Origin of the sequence: Pseudomonas piscis (assembly GCF_009380155.1) — a bacterium.
GTDB classification, from domain to species: Bacteria; Pseudomonadota; Gammaproteobacteria; order Pseudomonadales; family Pseudomonadaceae; genus Aquipseudomonas; species Aquipseudomonas piscis.
This window is the reverse complement of record NZ_WHUV01000001.1, coordinates 394,620-414,767: the sequence shown is the minus strand read 5'-3', so window position 1 is coordinate 414,767 and position 20,148 is coordinate 394,620. Positions and strand designations below refer to the sequence as shown.

At 65.7% G+C, this 20,148-nt stretch carries 16 protein-coding genes; 6 read left to right on the top strand and 10 right to left on the bottom strand.

Features of this window, described 5'->3' with window-relative positions; all coding sequences use genetic code 11:
• Window positions 1-82: 82 nt before the first annotated feature.
• Both GDH07_RS01915 and GDH07_RS01910 read left to right on the top strand, forming a co-directional pair.
• Window positions 83-1,279 (top strand): class I SAM-dependent rRNA methyltransferase, encoded by a 1,197-nt coding sequence (locus tag GDH07_RS01915; RefSeq protein WP_022641654.1) that lies wholly within the window; start codon window positions 83-85, stop codon window positions 1,277-1,279.
• A gap of 114 nt (window positions 1,280-1,393) precedes the next feature.
• Window positions 1,394-2,587 carry an MFS transporter gene (locus GDH07_RS01910; RefSeq protein WP_152896570.1) on the top strand — a complete coding sequence of 398 codons (1,194 nt, stop codon included), beginning with the start codon at window positions 1,394-1,396 and terminating at the stop codon, window positions 2,585-2,587.
• Here the strand turns inward: GDH07_RS01910 and GDH07_RS01905 are convergent.
• A complete protein-coding gene (locus GDH07_RS01905) occupies window positions 2,556-3,134 on the bottom strand; it encodes a hypothetical protein (RefSeq protein ID WP_152896569.1) in 579 nt (192 codons plus the stop codon). The two genes, GDH07_RS01910 and GDH07_RS01905, sit on opposite strands and share 32 nt — an antisense overlap.
• Before the next feature lie 300 nt (window positions 3,135-3,434).
• On the opposite strand from GDH07_RS01905, the gene ilvD reads away from it, so the two are divergent.
• Window positions 3,435-5,276 (top strand): dihydroxy-acid dehydratase, encoded by a 1,842-nt coding sequence (ilvD, locus tag GDH07_RS01900; protein ID WP_022641657.1) that lies wholly within the window; start codon window positions 3,435-3,437, stop codon window positions 5,274-5,276.
• A gap of 67 nt (window positions 5,277-5,343) precedes the next feature.
• On the opposite strand, the gene GDH07_RS01895 is transcribed toward ilvD, so the two are convergent.
• From GDH07_RS01895 to GDH07_RS01880, 4 genes are all read right to left on the bottom strand, one after another.
• Window positions 5,344-6,567: an SGNH/GDSL hydrolase family protein gene (locus GDH07_RS01895; protein ID WP_085594421.1), complete on the bottom strand. Its 1,224-nt coding sequence runs from the start codon at window positions 6,565-6,567 to the stop codon at window positions 5,344-5,346.
• Window position 6,568: 1 nt separating this feature from the next.
• A complete protein-coding gene (locus tag GDH07_RS01890; protein ID WP_053133903.1) occupies window positions 6,569-7,702 on the bottom strand; it encodes an SGNH/GDSL hydrolase family protein in 1,134 nt (377 codons plus the stop codon).
• Window positions 7,689-9,089 (bottom strand): MBOAT family O-acyltransferase, encoded by a 1,401-nt coding sequence (locus tag GDH07_RS01885; RefSeq protein ID WP_343038083.1) that lies wholly within the window; start codon window positions 9,087-9,089, stop codon window positions 7,689-7,691. Before GDH07_RS01885 ends, GDH07_RS01890 begins: the two co-directional genes overlap by 14 nt.
• A gap of 210 nt (window positions 9,090-9,299) precedes the next feature.
• Window positions 9,300-10,355 (bottom strand): HAD family hydrolase, encoded by a 1,056-nt coding sequence (locus tag GDH07_RS01880; protein WP_022641661.1) that lies wholly within the window; start codon window positions 10,353-10,355, stop codon window positions 9,300-9,302.
• Between the two features lie 240 nt (window positions 10,356-10,595).
• On the opposite strand from GDH07_RS01880, the gene GDH07_RS01875 reads away from it, so the two are divergent.
• Window positions 10,596-11,987, top strand: coding sequence for an L-cystine transporter (locus GDH07_RS01875; RefSeq protein ID WP_022641662.1), 1,392 nt, complete (start codon window positions 10,596-10,598; stop codon window positions 11,985-11,987).
• A 122-nt stretch (window positions 11,988-12,109) separates the two neighbouring features.
• Here GDH07_RS01875 and GDH07_RS01870 read toward each other — a convergent pair whose 3' ends face one another.
• Window positions 12,110-12,622, bottom strand: coding sequence for a dihydrofolate reductase (locus tag GDH07_RS01870; protein WP_152896568.1), 513 nt, complete (start codon window positions 12,620-12,622; stop codon window positions 12,110-12,112).
• A gap of 120 nt (window positions 12,623-12,742) precedes the next feature.
• Here GDH07_RS01870 and GDH07_RS01865 point away from each other — a divergent pair, with 120 nt between their 5' ends.
• Complete coding sequence (locus tag GDH07_RS01865) at window positions 12,743-14,122, top strand: DUF2868 domain-containing protein (RefSeq protein ID WP_343038081.1); 1,380 nt, start codon at window positions 12,743-12,745, stop codon at window positions 14,120-14,122.
• Window positions 14,115-15,491 carry a GTPase/DUF3482 domain-containing protein gene (locus tag GDH07_RS01860; RefSeq protein WP_152896567.1) on the top strand — a complete coding sequence of 459 codons (1,377 nt, stop codon included), beginning with the start codon at window positions 14,115-14,117 and terminating at the stop codon, window positions 15,489-15,491. The genes GDH07_RS01865 and GDH07_RS01860 overlap by 8 nt, the downstream gene beginning before the upstream one ends.
• A gap of 109 nt (window positions 15,492-15,600) precedes the next feature.
• Here GDH07_RS01860 and GDH07_RS01855 read toward each other — a convergent pair whose 3' ends face one another.
• From GDH07_RS01855 to GDH07_RS01840, 4 genes are all read right to left on the bottom strand, one after another.
• Window positions 15,601-16,158, bottom strand: coding sequence for a phosphonate degradation HD-domain oxygenase (locus GDH07_RS01855; protein WP_152896566.1), 558 nt, complete (start codon window positions 16,156-16,158; stop codon window positions 15,601-15,603).
• A complete protein-coding gene (locus tag GDH07_RS01850; RefSeq protein ID WP_152896565.1) occupies window positions 16,158-17,291 on the bottom strand; it encodes a TIGR03364 family FAD-dependent oxidoreductase in 1,134 nt (377 codons plus the stop codon). Before GDH07_RS01850 ends, GDH07_RS01855 begins: the two co-directional genes overlap by 1 nt.
• Before the next feature lie 61 nt (window positions 17,292-17,352).
• Window positions 17,353-18,378, bottom strand: a complete 1,026-nt coding sequence (locus tag GDH07_RS01845; RefSeq protein ID WP_022641667.1) for a putative 2-aminoethylphosphonate ABC transporter substrate-binding protein — start codon at window positions 18,376-18,378, stop codon at window positions 17,353-17,355.
• Window positions 18,379-18,423: 45 nt separating this feature from the next.
• Entirely contained in the window at window positions 18,424-20,148 is a 1,725-nt protein-coding gene (locus GDH07_RS01840) for a putative 2-aminoethylphosphonate ABC transporter permease subunit (RefSeq protein ID WP_152896564.1), read from the bottom strand.

Below are 20,148 nucleotides of genomic sequence, written 5' to 3'. Positions count from 1 at the left end.
GCGCATTTAGCCGCAGGTCCAATGGCCATCACCGAACGCCTACGAAGGGGTATAATCGCGCCCTTTTTTCCGGAGCGACGTCATGTCCCTGCCAAGCCTGCGCCTCAAAGCCAACGCCGACCGCCGCCTGCGCGCCGGCCACCTGTGGGTCTACAGCAACGAGATCGATGTAGCCGCCACTCCCCTGCACGGCTTCAAGGCAGGCGACCAGGCGCTGCTGGAAGCTGCCGGTGGCAAGCCCCTGGGCATCGTCGCCATGAGCCCCAACAACCTGATCTGCGCTCGCCTGCTGTCGCGCGATGCCAAGCTGGCCCTGGACAAGTCGCTGCTGGTGCACCGCCTGAACGTGGCCCTGTCCCTGCGCGAGCGGCTGTTCGACAAGCCCTTCTACCGCCTGGTGTACGGCGACTCCGACCTGCTGCCAGGCCTGGTGGTGGATCGTTTCGGCGACATCCTGGTGGTGCAGCTGGCCTCGGCCACCATGGAACGCCACAAGGACGACGTGATCGCCGCCCTGGTCCAGGTGCTCAAGCCCAGCGGCATCCTGTTCAAGAACGACTCCGCCGCCCGTGACGCCGAAGGCCTGGAGCGCTACGTCGACACGGTGTTCGGCGTGGTGCCGGAGTGGGTGGCCCTGGAAGAGAACGGCGTGAAGTTCGAAGCCCCGGTGATGGAAGGCCAGAAGACCGGCTGGTTCTACGACCACCGCATGAACCGCGCGCGCCTGGCGCCCTACGTCAAGGGCAAGCGCGTGCTGGACCTGTTCAGCTATATCGGTGGTTGGGGCGTGCAGGCCGGTGCGTTCGGCGCCAGCGAAGTGTTCTGCGTCGACGCTTCGGGCTTCGCCCTCGATGGCGTGGAACGCAACGCCGCGCTGAACGGCATCGCCGACAAGCTCACCTGCATCGAAGGCGATGTATTCGAGGCCCTCAAGGAACTCAAGGCCGCCGAAGAGCGCTTCGACGTGATCGTTGCCGACCCGCCCGCCTTCATCAAGCGCAAGAAGGACCTGAAGAACGGCGAAGGCGCCTACCGCCGCCTCAACGAGCAGGCCATGCGCCTGCTGACCAAGGACGGCATCCTGGTCAGCGCCTCGTGCTCGATGCACCTGCCCGAGGACGACCTGCAGAACATCCTGCTGACCAGCGCCCGCCACCTGGATCGCAACATCCAACTGCTCGAGCGCGGCGGCCAGGGCCCGGATCACCCGGTGCACCCGGCCATCCCGGAAACCCGCTACATCAAGAGCATCACCTGCCGCCTGCTGCCCAACAGCTGAGGCCGGCCGGCTGGCCATTGCCGTCGACGACGGGAATGGCCAGCGCCATCCATTGACTTTGCCGGGCCACGACTCGATCCTCGGGACCACCTCAAGGACTGAGAACCCCGCATCATGGGCCACGCATCCAACGCCACGCAGAAGACCTCGGCCATCATCCTGTTGATGACCATGACCCTGCTGGGAGTCTTTCCGCTGGATGTCATCCTGCCCTCCTTTCCTGCCCTGGCCGAACGTTTCCAGACGTCGAGCGCCGACATCGCGCTGTCCGTCAGCCTGTTCGCCATCGGTCTGTCCTTTTCCCTGATGCTGGTTGGCCCGCTATCGGACTCCCTGGGCCGCAAGAAGCTGTTACTGGGGGGCATGAGCGTGGCCCTGGTCGGCGCGGCCGGCTGCGTCGTCGCCAGCCAATACTCGTGGTTCCTGTTCTTCCGCGTGGTCCAGGCCATGGGTTGCGGTTGCTTCGTTCTATCCCAGGCCCTGGTCCAGGACTTGTTCGAAGGCAAGGAGCAGGAACGCCTGCGCATCGCCATGGTCACCGCCAGCGGGATCTTCATTTCCCTGTCCCCGCTGTTCGGCACCTGGCTGCAGGAACGACTCGGCTGGCAAGGCAGCTTCGAGGTGTTCGCGACCATCGGCCTGCTGGTGATCCTCATGGCCTGGCTGCTGCTGGAAAACACCCCGGGCACGGCCAAGGGCCGCCAGCGCAATATCTTCGCCGCCTACCGGCTGGTCTGCGCGGAGCCGCGCTTCGTGGGCTACTGGCTGATCTCGGCGCTGGCCTTTGCCTGCCATTTCTCGTTCATCGTCACCTCGCCGATCATCTTCATGGAGCAGTTGCAGCTCTCGCCCTACCAGTATTCCCTGGTGCTCCTGCTATACGGCGCGGCCTATATCCTGGGCGGGTTCGCCGCCGGAGCGATGAACCGGCACCTGCGGGCCAGCACCCAGATCATCGCCGGCTTGTTGCTGATCGCCCTGTCCGGGCTGCTGATGCTGTTTCTCCAGCGCTTCGAACCGAGCGCCAGCAGCGTACTGCTACCGATGATCGTCTGCACCGCAGGCACGACTATCACCCGGCCGGTCGCCACGTCCCGGGCCATGGGCCTGTTTCCGCAGAACGCAGGGACCTCGGCCTCGGCCGGCAACATGATCATCTTCACCTGTGGCGGCCTGATAAGCGGCTTCATCAACCTGGCCAGCGATAACCTGGCCATGGCCCTGGGCCTGTGCTTCCTGGTGCTCAGCACCAGCGCCCTGGGCCTGAACAGCCTGGTCAACCGGCACAATCAACGGGCTTGCGCCTGAGCCCCCTGGCGCGCCATGACTGGCCGAGAAACAGTGCAACCGAGAACGCCAGGGGCGGGCCGGCAAAGAAGGCCAGCGCCAGCACCTCGCTCTTGAAGGGGTCCAGGTGCCGATAGGCAAGCCAGAGCTTGAACAGCTTCTGCGCCAGCCAGGGCCACGGCAACGCCAGCAGCAGCCACAGGCCGTTTTCCAGCAGGCGTCGCCCCAACCGGGGGCCATCCTGGGCCAAGGTGGCGCCCACTAACGCGATCACCAACAGCCCAGCAGCGATGCCACACACCACCAGCAGGGTCCCGGGCAGCACCTGGCATGCCAGCGCCAGCGCTGCCGAGAACAGCCCAACCAGCAGCACGGCGACCCAACTGCGCAGCCGCCGCCACTGCTCGCCCTGCAATTGCAAGGTGGTGCCGCCCGCCAGCACGGCAGCAGCCAGCACTGCCATGGCGCCGGAGTTCCAGCCGCTATGGAGCAGCAACCACATCAGCACGATGCCCTGCACCGCGCCAACCACCAGGTACAACCTCAAGGAGCGAAAAGAAGCGAGCATTCCAGTTCCATTGGCATGTGATCCAAAGGCCGCGAGTCTAAAGCAAGGGCCGGGCTGCGGTCGCGTGCAGAACGATCGAAACCGCAGAGCGGCCACGGCATTCCTTCCTGACGCCAGCGGTGTAGAATCGGGCGTATTCATCGCCAGTCATCCCCGGCGGGTTTATGAGCTCAGGCTGAGTCTCGCGGCGATCCCGCGAGGTCATCGGCAGCTTCGGACACACGGCCATTTCTGAGTGTTCCCGAGGTCAGTAGAAGCTCACTCCCCATTTGTCACCTGATTAGCCGCCTGGAGTGCTTCATGCCTGATTACCGTTCGAAAACGTCCACCCACGGTCGCAACATGGCCGGTGCCCGCGCCCTGTGGCGCGCCACGGGGATGAAAGATGCCGACTTCAAGAAGCCGATCATCGCCGTTGCCAACTCCTTCACCCAGTTCGTCCCGGGCCATGTGCACCTGAAGGACCTGGGCCAGCTGGTCGCCCGCGAAATCGAACGCGCCGGTGGCGTGGCCAAGGAATTCAACACCATCGCCGTGGACGACGGCATCGCCATGGGCCACGACGGCATGCTGTATTCGCTGCCCAGCCGCGAAATCATCGCCGACTCCGTGGAATACATGGTCAACGCCCACTGCGCCGACGCCATCGTCTGCATCTCCAACTGCGACAAGATCACCCCCGGCATGCTGATGGCCGCCCTGCGCCTGAACATCCCGGTGATCTTCGTCTCCGGCGGGCCGATGGAAGCCGGCAAGACCAAGCTCGCCTCCCACGGCCTGGACCTGGTGGACGCCATGGTCATCGCCGCCGACTCCAGCGCTTCTGACGAGAAGGTCGCGGAGTACGAACGCAGCGCCTGCCCGACCTGCGGTTCGTGCTCCGGCATGTTCACCGCCAACTCCATGAACTGCCTGACCGAAGCCCTGGGCCTCGCCCTGCCGGGTAACGGTTCGACCCTGGCCACCCACGCCGACCGCGAACAGCTGTTCCTGCAGGCCGGCCGCACCATCGTCGAGCTGTGCCAGCGCTACTACGGCGAGAACGACGAGTCCGTGCTGCCGCGCAGCATCGCCAACTTCAAGGCGTTCGAGAACGCAATGATGCTGGACATCGCCATGGGCGGCTCGACCAACACCATCCTGCACCTGCTGGCCGCCGCCCAGGAGGGCGAAGTCGAGTTCGACCTGCGCGACATCGATCGCCTGTCGCGCAAGGTGCCGCAGCTGTGCAAGGTGGCGCCGAACATCCAGAAGTACCACATGGAAGACGTGCACCGCGCCGGCGGCATCTTCAGCATCCTCGGTTCGCTGGCCCGTGGCGGCCTGCTGCACACCGACCTGCCGACCGTGCACAGCGCCAGCATGGAGGAAGCCATCGCCAAGTGGGACATCACCCAGACCGATGACGAGGCCGTGCACACCTTCTTCAAGGCAGGCCCGGCCGGGATCCCGACCCAGACCGCCTTCAGCCAGTCGACCCGCTGGGAAACCCTGGACGACGACCGCGAGAACGGTTGCATCCGCAGCGTCGAGCACGCCTATTCCCAAGAAGGCGGCCTGGCCGTGCTGTACGGCAACATCGCCCTGGACGGCTGCGTGGTGAAGACCGCCGGTGTCGACGAGTCGATCCACGTGTTCGAAGGCAACGCCAAGATCTTCGAAAGCCAGGACAGCGCGGTGCGCGGCATCCTCGCCGACGAGGTGAAGGAAGGCGACATCGTGATCATCCGCTACGAAGGCCCCAAGGGCGGCCCGGGCATGCAGGAAATGCTGTACCCGACCTCGTACCTGAAGTCCAAGGGCCTGGGCAAGGCCTGCGCCCTGCTCACCGACGGCCGCTTCTCCGGCGGCACCTCGGGCCTGTCCATCGGTCATGCTTCGCCGGAAGCCGCCGCCGGCGGTGCCATCGGCCTGGTCAAGGATGGCGACAAGGTGCTGATCGACATCCCCAACCGTTCGATCAACCTGCTGGTCAGCGACGAGGAACTGGCGGCCCGCCGAATCGAGCAGGACAAGAAGGGCTGGAAGCCGGCGGAGGTGCGTCCACGCAAGGTGACCACCGCCCTGAAGGCCTATGCCCTGCTGGCCACCAGCGCCGACAAGGGCGCGGTCCGCAACAAGGCCCTGCTCGACAGCCTGTGATCACCACCGGCAAATGAAAATGCCCCGCCATGTGCGGGGCATTTTTTTGCCTTGCGCCAGTGCAGGCTCAGGGCATGCGTTCGCCCAACTGCCCACGCAGGAAGCGGTACAAGCCGTCGGCACTCTTGCGATAGCCATCGGCGGTCAGGTGGATCAGGTCGTTGCGCGCCAGGTCGCTGGCCTGCCACTGGCTGATGGAGCAATCGCCGCCCATGAACGCCTGCCAGTCCCAGAACAGCGTGCGGCTGGTCTTGGCCACGTCCTTCTGGATCTGGATGATCTGGCGCAGCGGCTGCGGCTGCGAGGCAGCGCAACTGCCGGCATTGCGCCGCTTGATCGAATCCGGCGGACCCACCAGCAGGATCACCGTCTTGGGCAGGTTCTTGCGCAGCAGCGCGACCTTCTCCTGCAACTGGCTGCGATACAACTGCAGATCGATATCGTCGTCGAAAGCCTCGTTGGTGCCGTAGGCCAGCACCACCATGTCCGGACGCAAGGCCTTGAGGGCCTCCAGCCAGCCGGGCTGCCACTTGTCCAGCACATCCAGGCGCGCGCCGTTGATGCCCAGGGCGGAATAGATCACCCCGGCGCTCTTCTGCCCGAGGATGTTCCAACCGCCCAGGGCCAGGCCCTGGCTGTTGGCCACGCTCAGGTCCAAAGGCAGGGTCAGGTTGTTGAACGGCGGGCTCAGGCGCCATTGCCCGCCAGTGGCGGCCAGCATGCGGCTGCCCTTGTTGAGGTTGTCCCGCGCGGTCAGGGTGCTGTTGCTGGACGCCTGGTACAAGGCCGAGATGCGGTATTGCTGGTTGCTCGGCTGGCGCTCGGCGATGTGCACCCGGGCTCCCGGGGTCTGCGGCAGCGACAGGTAGCCACCCAGGGGAAACTGCGTGCTCTGCTGGTTGCGCGCCGACACCAGCGACCACTGGCGCTTGGCCGCACTGAGGATCACTCGCTCGTAGCGCGTGCCGGGCACCGGGGTCGCCGCCACGAAGCCGATGCCACCATCACCGTACTGCGCCTGCAGCAGGCGGCGCAGTTCGCCGCTGAACAGGTCGGCCGCGGTATGCGAGTCGCCCAGCTGCACGATGTTGATCGGCGTACGGTTGGAAGTACTGAACTTGCGTGCCAGCAGCGCCAGGTTCGGATCGCTGCCGGGGGTGACCAACTTCTTCTGGCCCGCACCAGGCCTGGCCAGTGCCGAGGCAGGAGTGGCCTGGACCTCGGTGGTCGGGCTGCAACTGCTCAGCAAGGTGATGCCCAGCAACAGCGCAATACCTTGCAAACGCCCCATCTCAATGCTCCGTCAATTGTTGGCTGGGGAAGTTGATCATCGAGATCACGCGCTCGGCGATGAGCTTCTGCCCAGTAGTGGTGAAGTGGATACCGTCATCGACCCGGGTCTTGATCTTCTGCCCGTCGCCATTGATGCGGTAGTAGGAAAACTCGTCGTGGCGGTAGCCGAGAATCTCGTTGGCCGACACGAAGTGCTGGTGATACTGCTCGATCTGGCCCTTGTACAGCTCGCTCAGGTAGGCCATGGCCGTAGACAGCTTGGCCTTCTCCATGTTCGGCGGCCCGACCCAGATCACTTGCACATTGTGCGCCTGGGCGGTGTCGAGGATCGAATCGACACGCCGGCGATAGGCCTCCTCCCAGTCCGGGGTCTTGAAGCGCAGGAAGGGCTTGCCCTTGACCTCGGGCATGTCCCAAGGGTCGTTGGGGCCGAGGAAGATCACCATCAGGCGGATGTTGGGGTTGCTGGCCAGGGTGCTTTCAACGGTCTTGGGCCAGTTGAAGAAGCTCGGGTAGGCAAGGCCGGTACTCTGCTTGCTCAGGTTCAGGCTCTTGACGTTGTAGCGCTTGCGCAAGGTGTTGGCCATGTGTGGCGCCACGCCCTGCATCAACGAGTCACCGACGAAAAACACCTCGTCGCCAGTGCCCAGGCTGACCATCAGCGGCGCGATGCTTCCCTGCGCGACCTTGGGCGGCTGGCTGGCCACAGGCGCCACGGCCACCGCTGGCGGCGCAGCGACCGGCGCCTGATGCGCGACCGGATGGGCGTTGGCTGCCGGAGCCTGGTGCGCCGCTGCCGGCTGCTTGGCCTGCGGCGCTGGTGCGGCAGGTTCCGGCTCGGGCGCCGCCTGGACCTCGGCCACCAGGTTCAGCTCGGCCTGGCCGACGAAGCTGTCGACGAAGGCCACCCGGGCGTTTTCCAGGGCCTGGTTGAGCTGCGCGCCGAAACGCCACTGCGGGTTCTGCGCCAGGCCGGGGATCTCGCAGCTCTCGTGGTACTTCTGCTGGCAATACAGGCGGATCGACTGCTGGTTGAACCACACCAGCAACAGGCTGGTCACCAGCAACGCATAGAACACCTTGGCCGCGCTGCCCAGGCTGATCGACAAGGGTGAAGGCTTAGAAACTGGCATAGATGAACCCCGGCACGCCCGATGGAGAGGCAAAGATGACCACGCAGATGAACAGGCCCAGCGGCACTGGATACAGCAGCCACGGCAAGCCGGTGGCAGCCTCGAACAAGCGGCGCAGCAACGCCACGATCCGTGGGTAGAACGCCACGAACAACAGGCAGCCCAGCAGCGACAGGGCACTGCCGGCCAACCCGGCCAGGGACAGCCCGCCCAGGCCGCTGAGCATGTCCAGGGCATCGGACAGGGTCGCGCAGCGGAAGAAGATCCAGGCCAGCGCCACGTAGTGGAAGGTCAGCAAGCGCGCCGCCAGGTCGGAGCCGATCCAGCGCGGTCCGCGGGCCAGCAGCGGGCTGCACAGCTTGTACAGCGCCAGGCCGACGCCGTGCAGCGCGCCCCAGATGATGAAGTTGGCACTGGCGCCGTGCCACAGGCCGGAGATCAGCATCGCCAGCAGCATGTTCAGGTTGCCGCGCCAGACCGGCCCCCGGTTGCCTCCCAGGGGGATGTACACGTAGTCGCGGATGAAGGTCGACAGGCTGATGTGCCAGCGGCCCCAGAACTCCTTGAGGTTGCGCGCCGCATAGGGGTAGTTGAAGTTCTCCGGCAGGCGGAAACCCAGCAGCAGGGCAATGCCGGTCACCAGGTCGGTGTAGCCGCTGAAGTTGAAATAGATCAGGAACGAATAACCGTAGACCGCCCGCAGGATCTGCTCGGCGGAGTAGGCCACCGGGCTGTCGAAGACCGGGTCGACCCACTCGTTGGCCAGCCACGAGCTGAGGAAGAACAGCTTGACCACCGCCACCGCGATCAGCCCCAGCGCCCGTTGCGGCTCCAGCACCTGGCGCAGTTGCGGCGGGTTGATCTGCCCGAGCATCGGCACCGCCCGGTTCACCGGTCCGGCGATCAGGCTGGGGAAGAACGCCAGGTACAGCGCCAGGTCGAACGGCGAGCCGGCCTTCAGCTCGCGCCGGTGGATCGACACCAGGTAGCTGACCGAATGGAACGCATAGAACGACAGCCCCACCGGCAGCAGCACTTCCAGCAGCGGCAGCGACACTTCCACGCCGAACTGGGCAAAGGCGTTCTGTACGCTGCTGGTGAAGAAGTCCTGGTACTTGAACAGGTAGAACGCCCCCAGCACCAGCAACAGCATCAGCCCGTTGACCCAGCCACGTCCGGGATACCGCTGGCTGAGCAGGCCCAGCAAGTACACCAGGGTGGTATAGCCCAGCAGGATATAGAGGAAGTTCAGGCTGAAGCTGGCCAGGATGGCGTAGCTGGCGGCCAGCAGCAGGACGTTCTGCAAGCGCAGGCTGAAGCCCAGGCCCCAATACAGGACGAAGAACAGGATGAAGCAGAAGCCGAATTCGATCGAGAGATAGCTCACAACGTAGTCCATTACGTGCAGACGGGGCATGGCCCGGCACAGGGAGAGCAGGCGGGAGGAGTGGAAACGGGCGCGATTATGGCAGAGGGGCTTTGACTGTCACAAGTTGAAACATTCCCCCGGCCAAGGCCCGCGGGGCCCTGGCAGGCGTCCTTGCCCCCAGTGGCACAAACACCCCGGGCGGGGCCGTGCCACTGGGCGCAGGCTGGCTTACTGGATGTCTTCGGGCTTGACGATCACCCAGTTCTTGTCAGCGGTCACCGCCAGCCCTTCCTTGGCCTGGGCCGCGGCGTGCTTGGCGATCATGCCGTTGAGCTGGTTCATGTACTTGTCCTTGCGGTTGATCCACAGGTGGATGCCGCCCTTGGCCACGTCCACATCGTGGAACAGCATGTAGCCATCGCTGGTGGGAGTGTCGCCACCCACCAGCACCGGCTTCTTCCACTCATCGATATAGGTCAGGATCGCCGCGTGCTTGCCAGCCATCCAGGTGGCCGGAGTCCACAGGTAGGGCGTCAGCTCCAGGCCAAGGTTGGCCTGCTGGTCATACTTGCCTTCGGCGATCTGCTTGCGGGCGGTGGTCAGGGCCCCGGTCTTGCGGTCCTTGAGCAGGGTGGTGACGCCAATGACGTTCTGCGGCTTGACGTTGTAGCCGTACTTGGGGTCCGCGGCGACCATGCGCACCAGCTCCTCGGAGGCGGCGGTCATCACGTAGACCTCGATGCCGTTCTCCATCAGCTTGTTGTACAGCTCGGCCTGGCCGGTGAAGACCTTGGGCGGGTTGACCTCGATGGTCTTCACCGCATCGCCGTCGTAGTAGGTGCTCGATACCGGCTTGCCGGAAGCCATCAGCTCATCCACATGGCCCTTGAGCTCCTTGAGGGTGAAGCCTGCGAACACCTGGGCGACCCAGGGGTAGCAGACCATGTCGTCGATCTCGCAGAGCCGGTAGTAGTAGCTGAACAGGCTCTCCTTGTGCTCGGCCGTGTCCTTGAACGGGATCAGCTTCAGCGATGGGTCGAGCTTGTCGCGGGTAATCAGGCCCTTGTTCTCCAGGTAGGGCAGCAGGGCTTCTTCCAGGTCGTAGCGGTAGCTGGTGTTGTCCATGTCGAACACCGCGTAGTTACCCTTGTTGGCGTTGGCCGCGATCATCGCCTCCAGCTGCTTGGCCTGTTCTTGCGGCCAGTGCTTCAACTCGGTGGCGAAAACCTGGCCGGCGAGGCCCAGGCAAAGGGCGGCGGCGAGCAGTTTGGGTGCGAATTTCATCGGCGATTTCTCCCTGGGTGAAAGTCATCGACGCTAACAAATCCTTGTGACAGTTCTCGTCTGTACGCGACTTTTCGCGTCCCATCAGCGCCAACCACATGTGCTATAGCGCCACCGGCTTATTCCAAAAACGACGGTCGCCATGCGATATCGTTATTAATTCAATAGATTTCAAGCTGTTAGGCTTGCCGGTTCGCAATCGCCCCGAGCCGCGATTGGCACACGTTTACCGGAGCCCCAATGAATCTGCCGCTGATCCTCAACCTGCTGGTGTTCCTGGCCCTGCTGCTGGGCCTGGCACAAACCCGCCACACCACCTGGAGCCTGGCCAAGAAGGTCCTGCTGGCACTGGTGCTGGGCGTGGTGTTCGGTATCGCCCTGCACAGCATCTACGGTGCCGGCAACCCGGTCCTCAAGGCCTCCATCGGCTGGTTCGACCTGGTGGGCAATGGTTATGTGCAGTTGCTGCAAATGATCGTGATCCCGCTGGTGTTCGCCTCGATCCTCAGCGCCGTGGCCCGCCTGCACAACGCCTCGTCCCTGGGCAAGATCAGCTTCCTGACCATCGGCACCTTGCTGTTCACCACGGCCATCGCGGCCCTGATCGGCATCGGCCTGACCAACCTGTTCGGCCTGAGCGCCGAAGGGCTGGTGGCCGGAACCCAGGAACTGGCTCGCCTGCAAGTGATCCAGAGCGACTACGCCGGCAAGGTCGCCGACCTCAACGTGCCGCAGTTGCTGCTGTCGTTCATCCCGCAGAACCCCTTCGCCGACCTGGCCCGGGCCAAGCCGACCTCGATCATCAGCGTGGTGATCTTCGCCGCGTTCCTGGGCGTTGCAGCATTGCAACTGTTCAAGGACGACGCCGATAAAGGCCAGAAGGTGCTCAATGCCATCGACACCCTGCAAGCCTGGGTGATGCGCCTGGTGCGCCTGGTAATGAAGCTCACGCCCTACGGCGTGCTGGCCTTGATGACCAAGGTAGTGGCGGGCTCCAACCTGCAGGACATCATCAAGCTGGGCAGCTTCGTGGTGGTGTCCTATATCGGCCTGGGCCTGATGTTCGTGGTCCACGGCCTGCTGGTCGCCCTGGCCGGGATCAACCCGTTGCGCTTCTTCCGCAAGGTCTGGCCGGTGCTGACCTTCGCCTTCACCAGCCGCTCCAGCGCCGCGAGCATTCCCCTGAGCATCGAGGCGCAGACCCGGCGCCTGGGCATCCCGCAGTCCATCGCCAGCTTCGCCGCCTCGTTCGGCGCCACCATCGGCCAGAACGGCTGCGCCGGCCTGTACCCGGCCATGCTGGCGGTGATGGTCGCCCCGACCGTAGGCATCAACCCGCTGGACCCGCTGTGGATCGCCACCCTGGTGGCCATCGTGACCTTGAGTTCGGCCGGTGTGGCCGGAGTCGGCGGCGGCGCTACCTTCGCCGCGCTGATCGTGCTGCCGGCCATGGGCCTGCCGGTGTCCCTGGTGGCCCTGCTGATCTCGGTGGAGCCACTGATCGACATGGGACGCACCGCGCTGAACGTCAGCGGTTCGATGACCGCCGGCGCCATCACCAGCCAGGCGATGGGACAGACCGACAAAGCCCTGCTGGACGCCGACGAGCACGAAGACCTGGCCCACGCCTGAGCCGGGGTTCAGGGTAGCCGCTGCCGCAGGCTGCGCATGGCCCGCAGGGCCATGGGGCATCGGAATCGCCGAAGGTCCTGCGGACCTTTATGCAGCCTCGCAGGCTCGGCAGCGGCTACAACTCAGGCTCGCTCCCAGACTTCGAAGCTGTAGGCCGGCTTGTCGCCTTGCGCCGGGTTGGGCTGGTCGGACACCAGCTTCCAGCGCTGTTCATCGAACTCTGGGAACCACGCATCCCCTTGCGGGCTCAAGGCCACCCGCGTCAGGTACAGGCGATCCGCCTGTTCCAGGCCCTGGGTGTAGAGCTGCGCGCCACCGATCAGCATCAGCTCGCTCGCACCCTGCTCCAGGGCCCATTGCTCGGCGCGCACCACTGCGGCTTCCAGCGACGGGTACACCTCGGCACCTTCGAGCGCCAGATCGGTCTGACGACTGACCACGATGTTCAACCGCCCGGGCAACGGCCGGCCAAGGGAGTCCCAGGTCTTGCGCCCCATGATGATCGGCTTGCCCAGGGTCGTGGCCTTGAAGTACTTGAAATCCCCCGGCAGGTGCCAGGGCATGCTGTTGTCGATGCCGATCACGCGGTTTTCAGCGAGTGCCGCGATCAGGCTCAGAGGGAGTGATTTTTTCATGCCGGCGAGCATACCAGAGGGCCGGGGATCTGTTCCCGCCCCACGGCGAATCCCCGCTATCCAACCCGACCAACGCTGCAGCAGTTATGCTCAGCGCACTCTTGAGCGATGGAATGACGCGTGACTGCAATGACTCCCCTGCAACGACTGTGGCTGACCGAAACCGTGCGCCTGCGCGAGGAACACGCCGGCCCCCTGGATGACCAGGAAGCCAACCGCGTGGCCCGGCAACAGGGTGGCGACCTGGCCAGCCGGATCCAGGCCCGGGCCCTGTGGCTGGCCCGGCGCGACGGCTTGGACAGCGCGCTGCTGCACTGGTGGCAAGGGGCACGCCTGGCCTTCCTGGTCCTGGCGGTGCTGGCGGTCCTCAGCGGGGCCGGCCTGGCTTTCAGCGCCCTGGGCGACACCCGCGAGCCGGTGAATGTGTTCTGGGCCCTGGGCAGCCTGCTGGGGATCAACCTGCTCCTGCTGCTGGGCTGGCTGGCCGGGTTGCTGCTGTTCGGCGGCCATGACTCCGGGCTGGGCCGCCTGTGGCTGTGGCTCAGTGAAAAGTGCTCGCGCGATGCCAAGGCCGCCCAGTTGCCGCCGGCGCTGCTGCTCCTGCTGCAACGCCACAAGCTCAACCGCTGGGCCCTGGGCACCCTGGTCCACGGCCTGTGGCTGCTGGCCCTGCTCAGCGCCATGAGCATGCTGCTGGCGCAACTGATTACCCATCGCTACGACTTCGTCTGGGAGAGCACCTTGCTGGGGTCCGACGCCTTCGTCTCGATCACCAACTTCCTGAGTGCCGGCCCTCGGGCCCTGGGCTTCGGCGTACCGACCGTGGAAATGATCCAGGCCAGTACCCGGGACGTCTACAACACCGAGCTGGTGCGCCAGTCCTGGGCGGTGTGGCTGGTGGCGTCGCTGGTGATCTACGGCGTACTGCCGCGCCTGGTGCTGATGCTGCTGTGCCGCTGGCGCTGGGTCCACGGCCGGGCCCGCCTGCAACTGGACCTCAAGCTGCCCGGCTACGCCCAGCTGCGCGAGCGCCTGATGCCCAGCAGCGAGCGCCTGGGGGTCAACGACCTGGCGCCAGAACACCTGCATCAGATCGCCGGCGGCAGCAGCGGCCTGGACAGCAGCGGCGCCTTGCTGGTGGCCATCGAGCTGGACGACCAACGCACCTGGCCGCCGCAGTTGCCCGAAGCGATCAAGGACGCCGGGATCCTCGACAACCGCGAATCGCGCCACCGCCTGCTGGAGCAGATGAGCCGCTTCCCCCCTGCCCGCCTGCTGATCGCCTGCGACCCTCGGCGCTCGCCCGACCGCGGTAGCCTGGGGTTGATCGCCGAACTGGCCCGCAATGCCGGCGCCACCCGCATCTGGTTGCTGCAGGCCCCGGCCGGCCAGGCCCTGGACGCCGAGCGCCTGGGCGACTGGCACGCCGCCCTGGAGCGACTGCAACTGCCGTTCGCCGACTGCGCGCCCTTCAACTGGCTGGAGACCGGCCATGACTGATACCCGCACCCGGCCGCTGACACTGGCGGTGGTCGGCCACACCAACGTCGGCAAGACCTCGCTGCTGCGCACCCTGACCCGGGATGTGGAGTTTGGCGAGGTATCCCATCGCCCCAGCACCACCCGCCACGTGGAAGGCGCGCGGCTGTCGGTGGATGGCCAGCCGCTGCTGGAACTCTATGACACCCCGGGCCTGGAAGACGCCATCGCCCTGCTGGACTACCTGGAACGCCTGGAGCGTCCCGGCGAGCGCCTGGATGGCCCGGCGCGCCTGGCTCGCTTTCTCGATGGCAGCGAGGCGCGCCAGCGCTTCGAGCAGGAAGCCAAGGTCCTGCGCCAGCTGCTGGCCTCGGACGCCGGGCTGTACGTGATCGATGCCCGGGAACCGGTCCTGGCCAAGTACCGCGACGAACTGGAAGTGCTGGCCGGTTGCGGCAAACCGCTGTTGCCGGTGCTGAACTTCGTCAGCAGCGCCACCCAGCGCGAGGGCGACTGGCGCGAAGCCCTGGCCCGCCTGGGGCTGCACGCCTTGGTGCGGTTCGACAGCGTGGCCCCGCCGGAGGACGGCGAACGGCGCCTGTACGAAAGCCTCGGGCTGTTGCTCGAACAGGCCCGCCCGGCGCTGCAGCGCTTGACCGACGACCAGCAGGCCCAGCGCCTGGCACGCCGCCACAGCGCGGCCCGACTGATCGCCGAGTTGCTGGTGGATTGCGCGGCTTGCCGGCGCGGCGTGGCCAGCGACGCCGAGCAGGAGCGCCAGGCCATCGCCAGCCTGCGCCAGGACGTACGCCAGCGAGAGCAACGCTGCGTCGAGGCCTTGCTCAAGCTGTACGCCTTCCGGCCCCAGGATGCCTGCGCCAGCGACCTGCCATTGCTGGACGGGCGCTGGGGCGATGATCTGTTCAACCCTGAAACCCTCAAGCAGTTGGGAGTCCGGGTCGGGGGCGGGATCGCCGCTGGCGCGGCGGCCGGGGCCGGGGTGGACCTGCTGGTGGGTGGCCTGACCCTGGGCGCGGCAGCCATCGCCGGGGCCATCGCCGGTGGCGCCCTGCAGACCGCCCGCAGCTATGGCAACCGCCTGTTGGGCAAGCTCAAGGGCCAGCGCGAGCTGACCGTGGACGACAGCGTGCTGCGCCTGCTGGCCCTGCGTCAGAAGCAGCTGGTGCAGGCCCTGGACCTGCGCGGGCACGCAGCGCTGGAGAGCATCCAGCTGGCCACCCCCGAGGATAAAAGCTGGCGCGAGGGCAAGCTGCCGCAAGCCCTGGGCAAGGCCCGGGCCCACCCGCAGTGGTCATCCCTCAACCCCGGCAAACGCCAGGAACAGGCCGAACGCCAGGAGCAGATCGAAATCCTGGCCCAGGACCTGTAATCCTCCGTGTAGCCGCTGCCGCAGGCTGCGCATGGCCCGCAGGGCCACGAGGACCGCAGGATCGCTGCAGGCCTGCGGCCTTGTCGCAGCCTCGCACGCTCGGCAGCGGCTACAAGGGCTGGAGCAGGGCCGCGGCCTTGTCCTTGAGAATCTGCAGGTCTATCACCGGCACCCACTCCTGCTTGGCCTGCTCGTCCCACTGGCGCAGGCGCAAGCTCAGCGCACACAGCGGGTCCTGCTCGAATGCCGCGGCTTCCTCGGCCGTCATCACCCCGCCCTGGTACTCCAGGGTGCGGCGACTGGCCTCGCTCAGGCGCTGGAAATACCCCGGCTCCTTGAAGGTCAGGTAGCGCTTGGCCTGCACGTGGTACTCCACCAGCTTCGCCATACGCTCGCTGAAACCGGCCCGGCGCAGGTAGTCGGCCCCCAACCGCTCATGGCTGACCACGCCAAAACCACCCATGTTCTCGGCATCCTGCTGGCAGATATGCCCGATATCGTGGAAGAACGCCGCCAGCACCACTTCATCGTCATGCCCTTCGGCCAGAGCCAGCTGCGCGGCCTGGGACATATGCTCGATCTGCGAGATCGGCTCGCCGATGTAATCATGGTCGCCAAAACGCTCGTACAGGCCGAAAACCTCGGCGATCGCCCGCTCGCGGTCCATCAGGCTTCCTCCAGCAACTGCGCGATGTTGCGCTCGGCCAGCGCCGGGCCGACGCTCATGCCGACGCCAGTGTGCATCAACGCCGCATGCACCCCGGGCATCGCTTGCAGGAACGAAAACGGCCCCGGTCCACGGGCGCCATAGACACCCTGCCAGCGCTCCACCACCTGGACCTTGCAGCCCAGGGTCTGCTCGGCCAGCTCCAGCAGCCAGCTGTCCACCTGTTCGCTGTTGAAAGGCGACGGATTGCTGCCGTAGTCATGGGAATCGCCGATGATCAGCTCGCCATAAGGCGTCGGACTGATCAGCAGGTGGATACCGTGCTCATGCAGATGCGCAGCTTCGCGCAGGATCTGCGCCTGTACCGCCTTCGCCTCGGGCAGGTCGGCGAAGGCGCCGTAGTGCACGCAACTCAGGCCGGTGAGCAGGGCATGCTGAAGGTTCAGGTTGACCTGGGGCCGGGCGCGCAACATTTGCAGGCGGCAGATCTGCGGCTGCAGGACGGCGATCTGCTCGGCCAGCAGGGTCTGGTAGTCGTGCCCCGAGCACAGCAGGATGCGCGATGCCTGGAAGGTCCCGGCGGTGCTGCGCAGCAGGCCTGGCTCGATATCGCGCACCAGGGTCGAAAAGTGGAACTGCACGCCCAGGTCCCGGCGCAAGTAGTCGATCAGCATCGGCAGCGCTTCGCGCGAATACAGCTGCTGGTCGTCCAGGCCATGCAAAGCAGCGCGGTGATGACGGAACTGGCCGCCGTACAGATCGTTGAGCGCCGCCCCCTGCAACAGCTCGACCCGATAGCCATGCTCCCGCGCACGCCCGGCGCAGAAGGCCTCTAGCAGTTGCTCCTCGGCCTCCGTGCGGGCGAACAGGTAAGAACCATTGCGCTTGAGCTGCAGCCCGGCCAGTTGCTGCCAGTCGGCCCAGATCTCCCGGCTGGCCCTGGCCAGCTCGAGCATGGTGCCCGGCGGCTGGCCGGTCACCAGGGCCTGGCCGAAGTTGCGCACCGACGCCCCTTGGGGGATCGCGCTGCGCTCGAATACTCGCACCCGCAAACCGCGCTTGGCCGCCGCATAGGCGTGGGACAGGCCCAGGATGCCGGCGCCGACGATCAGCAGATCGCTGTGGTTGGTCATGTTCATGTCTCGTTGGTTATGGCGAGGGAGCAAGCTCCCCCGCCACGGCAAGTACCTGTCGTTATTGCGCGGCGACCTTCTCCGACTTGCCGTCATAACGCTTGCGCCACTCGGCGAGGATCTCGTCGCGGTTCTTCGAAGCCCAGGCGAAGTCGTTCTTGATCAGGCGTTGCTCGTAGTCCGCCGGCAGTTCGGTCTGTGGCTTGGCGATGCCCGGCTGGGCCAGCACGGCGAAGTTTTCCTTGTACAGCTCCATGGCTGCCGGGCTGGCGGAGAAGTCGGCGAGCTTCTTGGCCGCGTCCTCGTGGGCGGTGCCCTTGATCACCGCAGTTGCCTCGATTTCCCAGCCCAGGCCTTCCTTGGGCAGTACGATGTCCAGCGGCGCGCCCTTGCGCTTGAGCTGCACGGCCGGGTATTCGAAGGAAATGCCGATGGGGAACTCGCCGGCGGCGGCCAGCTTGCACGGCTTGGAGCCGGAATGGACGTACTGGCCGATGTTCTGGTGCAAGTCGTCCATGTACTTCCAGCCCTGCTTCTCGCCGAAGGTCTGCAGCCAGGCGCTGACATCGAGGAAACCGGTGCCCGAGGAGGCCGGGTTAGGCATGACGATCTTGCCCTTGTACTCGGGCTTGGTCAGGTCTTGCCAGCTCACCGGCTTGCTCAGCCCCTGCTTCTGGGCTTCCACGGTGTTGAAGCAGATGGTGGCGGCCCACACGTCCATGCCAACCCAGGCCGGCGGGTTGGCGGCGTCGCGGTAGTTGCCGCCGATCTTGCCCAGGTCCTTGGGCGCATAGTTCTGCAGCATGCCTTGCTGGTCGAGGATCGCCAGGCTGGAGGCCGCCAGGCCCCAGACCGCATCGGCCTGCGGGCGATCCTTCTCGGCCAGCAGCTTGGCGGTAATGATCCCGGTGGAATCACGTACCCACTTGATCTCGATATCCGGGTTGGCCTGCTCGAAGGCCTGCTTGTAGGACTTCAGCTGCTCGGCTTCGAGGGCGGTGTAGACCGTCAGCTCGGTCTTCGCAGCAAAGGCGTTCAGGCTGACAGCGCAGAGGACAGAAGCGGCAAGAGCCAGAGGCTTGAACATGGTGCGGTTCCTTGGTGAGTACGGATCGTGGGTGGTTGGGTGAATTCAGTGGCCGGGCGCGGTCTGGCGCCAGGCCTGGGAGCGACGCAGCAGGCCGCGCGAAGCAGCGGCCAGGAGCAGCGACACGCCAATCGAGGTGAACAGGATCAGGGTCGACATCGCCGCGGCGCCGCCGACGTTGCCGGCGTCGTCCATGTTCAGCACGGCCACGGCGGCCAGGATGGTGTCGGGGCTGTAGAGGAAGATCGCCGCCGAAACCGTGGTCATGGCCGAAACGAACAGGTAGCGCACGATGTCCAGCAGCGCCGGCAGGCAGATCGGCACCGTGACCCGCAGGTAATGGCGGTACAGCGGCGCCTTGAGCGACAGCGCCGCCGCCTCGAACTCCGCATCCAGCTGGCGCAGGGCGGTGGTGGCGGTCATCTGCGCGGTGGTCAGGTAGTGGGCGATGGTGCACACCACCAGCAGCGCCATGCTGCCGTAGAACACATGCAGCGGGTTGCCGTTGAGATTGAAGAAGAAGACGTAGCCCAGGCCCAGCACCAGCCCGGGCACTGCCATGGGCACGAAGCTGAGCATGCGCAGGACCAGGTTCAAGCCGCGCTGGCCGCTGGTCTTCTCCATCAGGTAGGCGCCGGTGAAGATCACCACGCTGCCGATCAGCGCCGTGCACAGGGCCATGGTCAGGCTGTTGCGATAGGCCAGCCAGCCACCGCCGGCGGTTTCGTCGAACTGGTAGTGGTTCAGCGACAGGGACAGGTTATAGGGCCAGAACTTCACCAGCGATGAGTACACCGCCATGCCGAACACCAGCAGCAGCGCCGCGCAGATCAGCAGCACGATGGCCAGGTAGCAGCCATCACGCAGCCGCGAGGGCGCCGGTTTGAACACCTGGGCCCGGCCGCTCATGGAGTCGCCATGGCGCCGGCGCAACCAGGCATCGACGCCGAAGCTCAACAGGGCCGGTACCAGCAGCACCATGCCGATCAGGGCACCACGGCCGAACTGTTGCTGCCCCACCACGGCCTTGTAGGCCTCCAGGGCCAGCACCTGGTAGTCGCCGCCCACCACCACCGGCACCCCGAAATCGGTGATGGTCAGGGTGAACACCAGGCAGAACGCGGCGAACACCGCTTGCCGGGTGGCCGGCCAGGTGATGCTGCGAAACGCCTTGGCCGGGCTCGCGCCCATGCTCGAGGCGGCATCGAACAGCCGCGCATCGGCCAGGGACAGCGCCGACAGCAGGATCATCAGGGCATGGGGAAAGGTGTAGATCACCTCGCCCAGGACGATGCCCCAGAAGCCGTAGATGTTGTCGGCGAACAACCCGCGCAGCAGGCCCTGGTTGCCGAACAGGTAGACCAGGGCAATGCCCGGCAGCATCGACGGCGCCATCAAGGGCAGCAGCGACAGGCCACGCCAGATGCCCTTGCCGGGGATCAAGGTACGTTGCAGGGCGTAGGCGAACAGGTAGGCCAGGGGCACGACGATGGCGGCCACGCTCAGGGAGACTTTCAGGCTGTTGCCCAGCAGCCAGTGGAAGTTGGCGCTAGTGACCAGTTCGCGGGCGGCCAGCCAGCCACCGCCCTGCCCGGCCTCGGCACTGAAACCGCGCCAGAAGATCGCCAGCAGCGGTAGCAGCACCGCTACCCCCAGCAACACCAGCAGCAAAACCTTGCCGCCGATGACGAACACTCGATCGCCGATCTCGGCACGGGAAACCTGGCGCGCACGTTTGGCGGGTAGCGGCAGGGACATTTCGACGGCCAT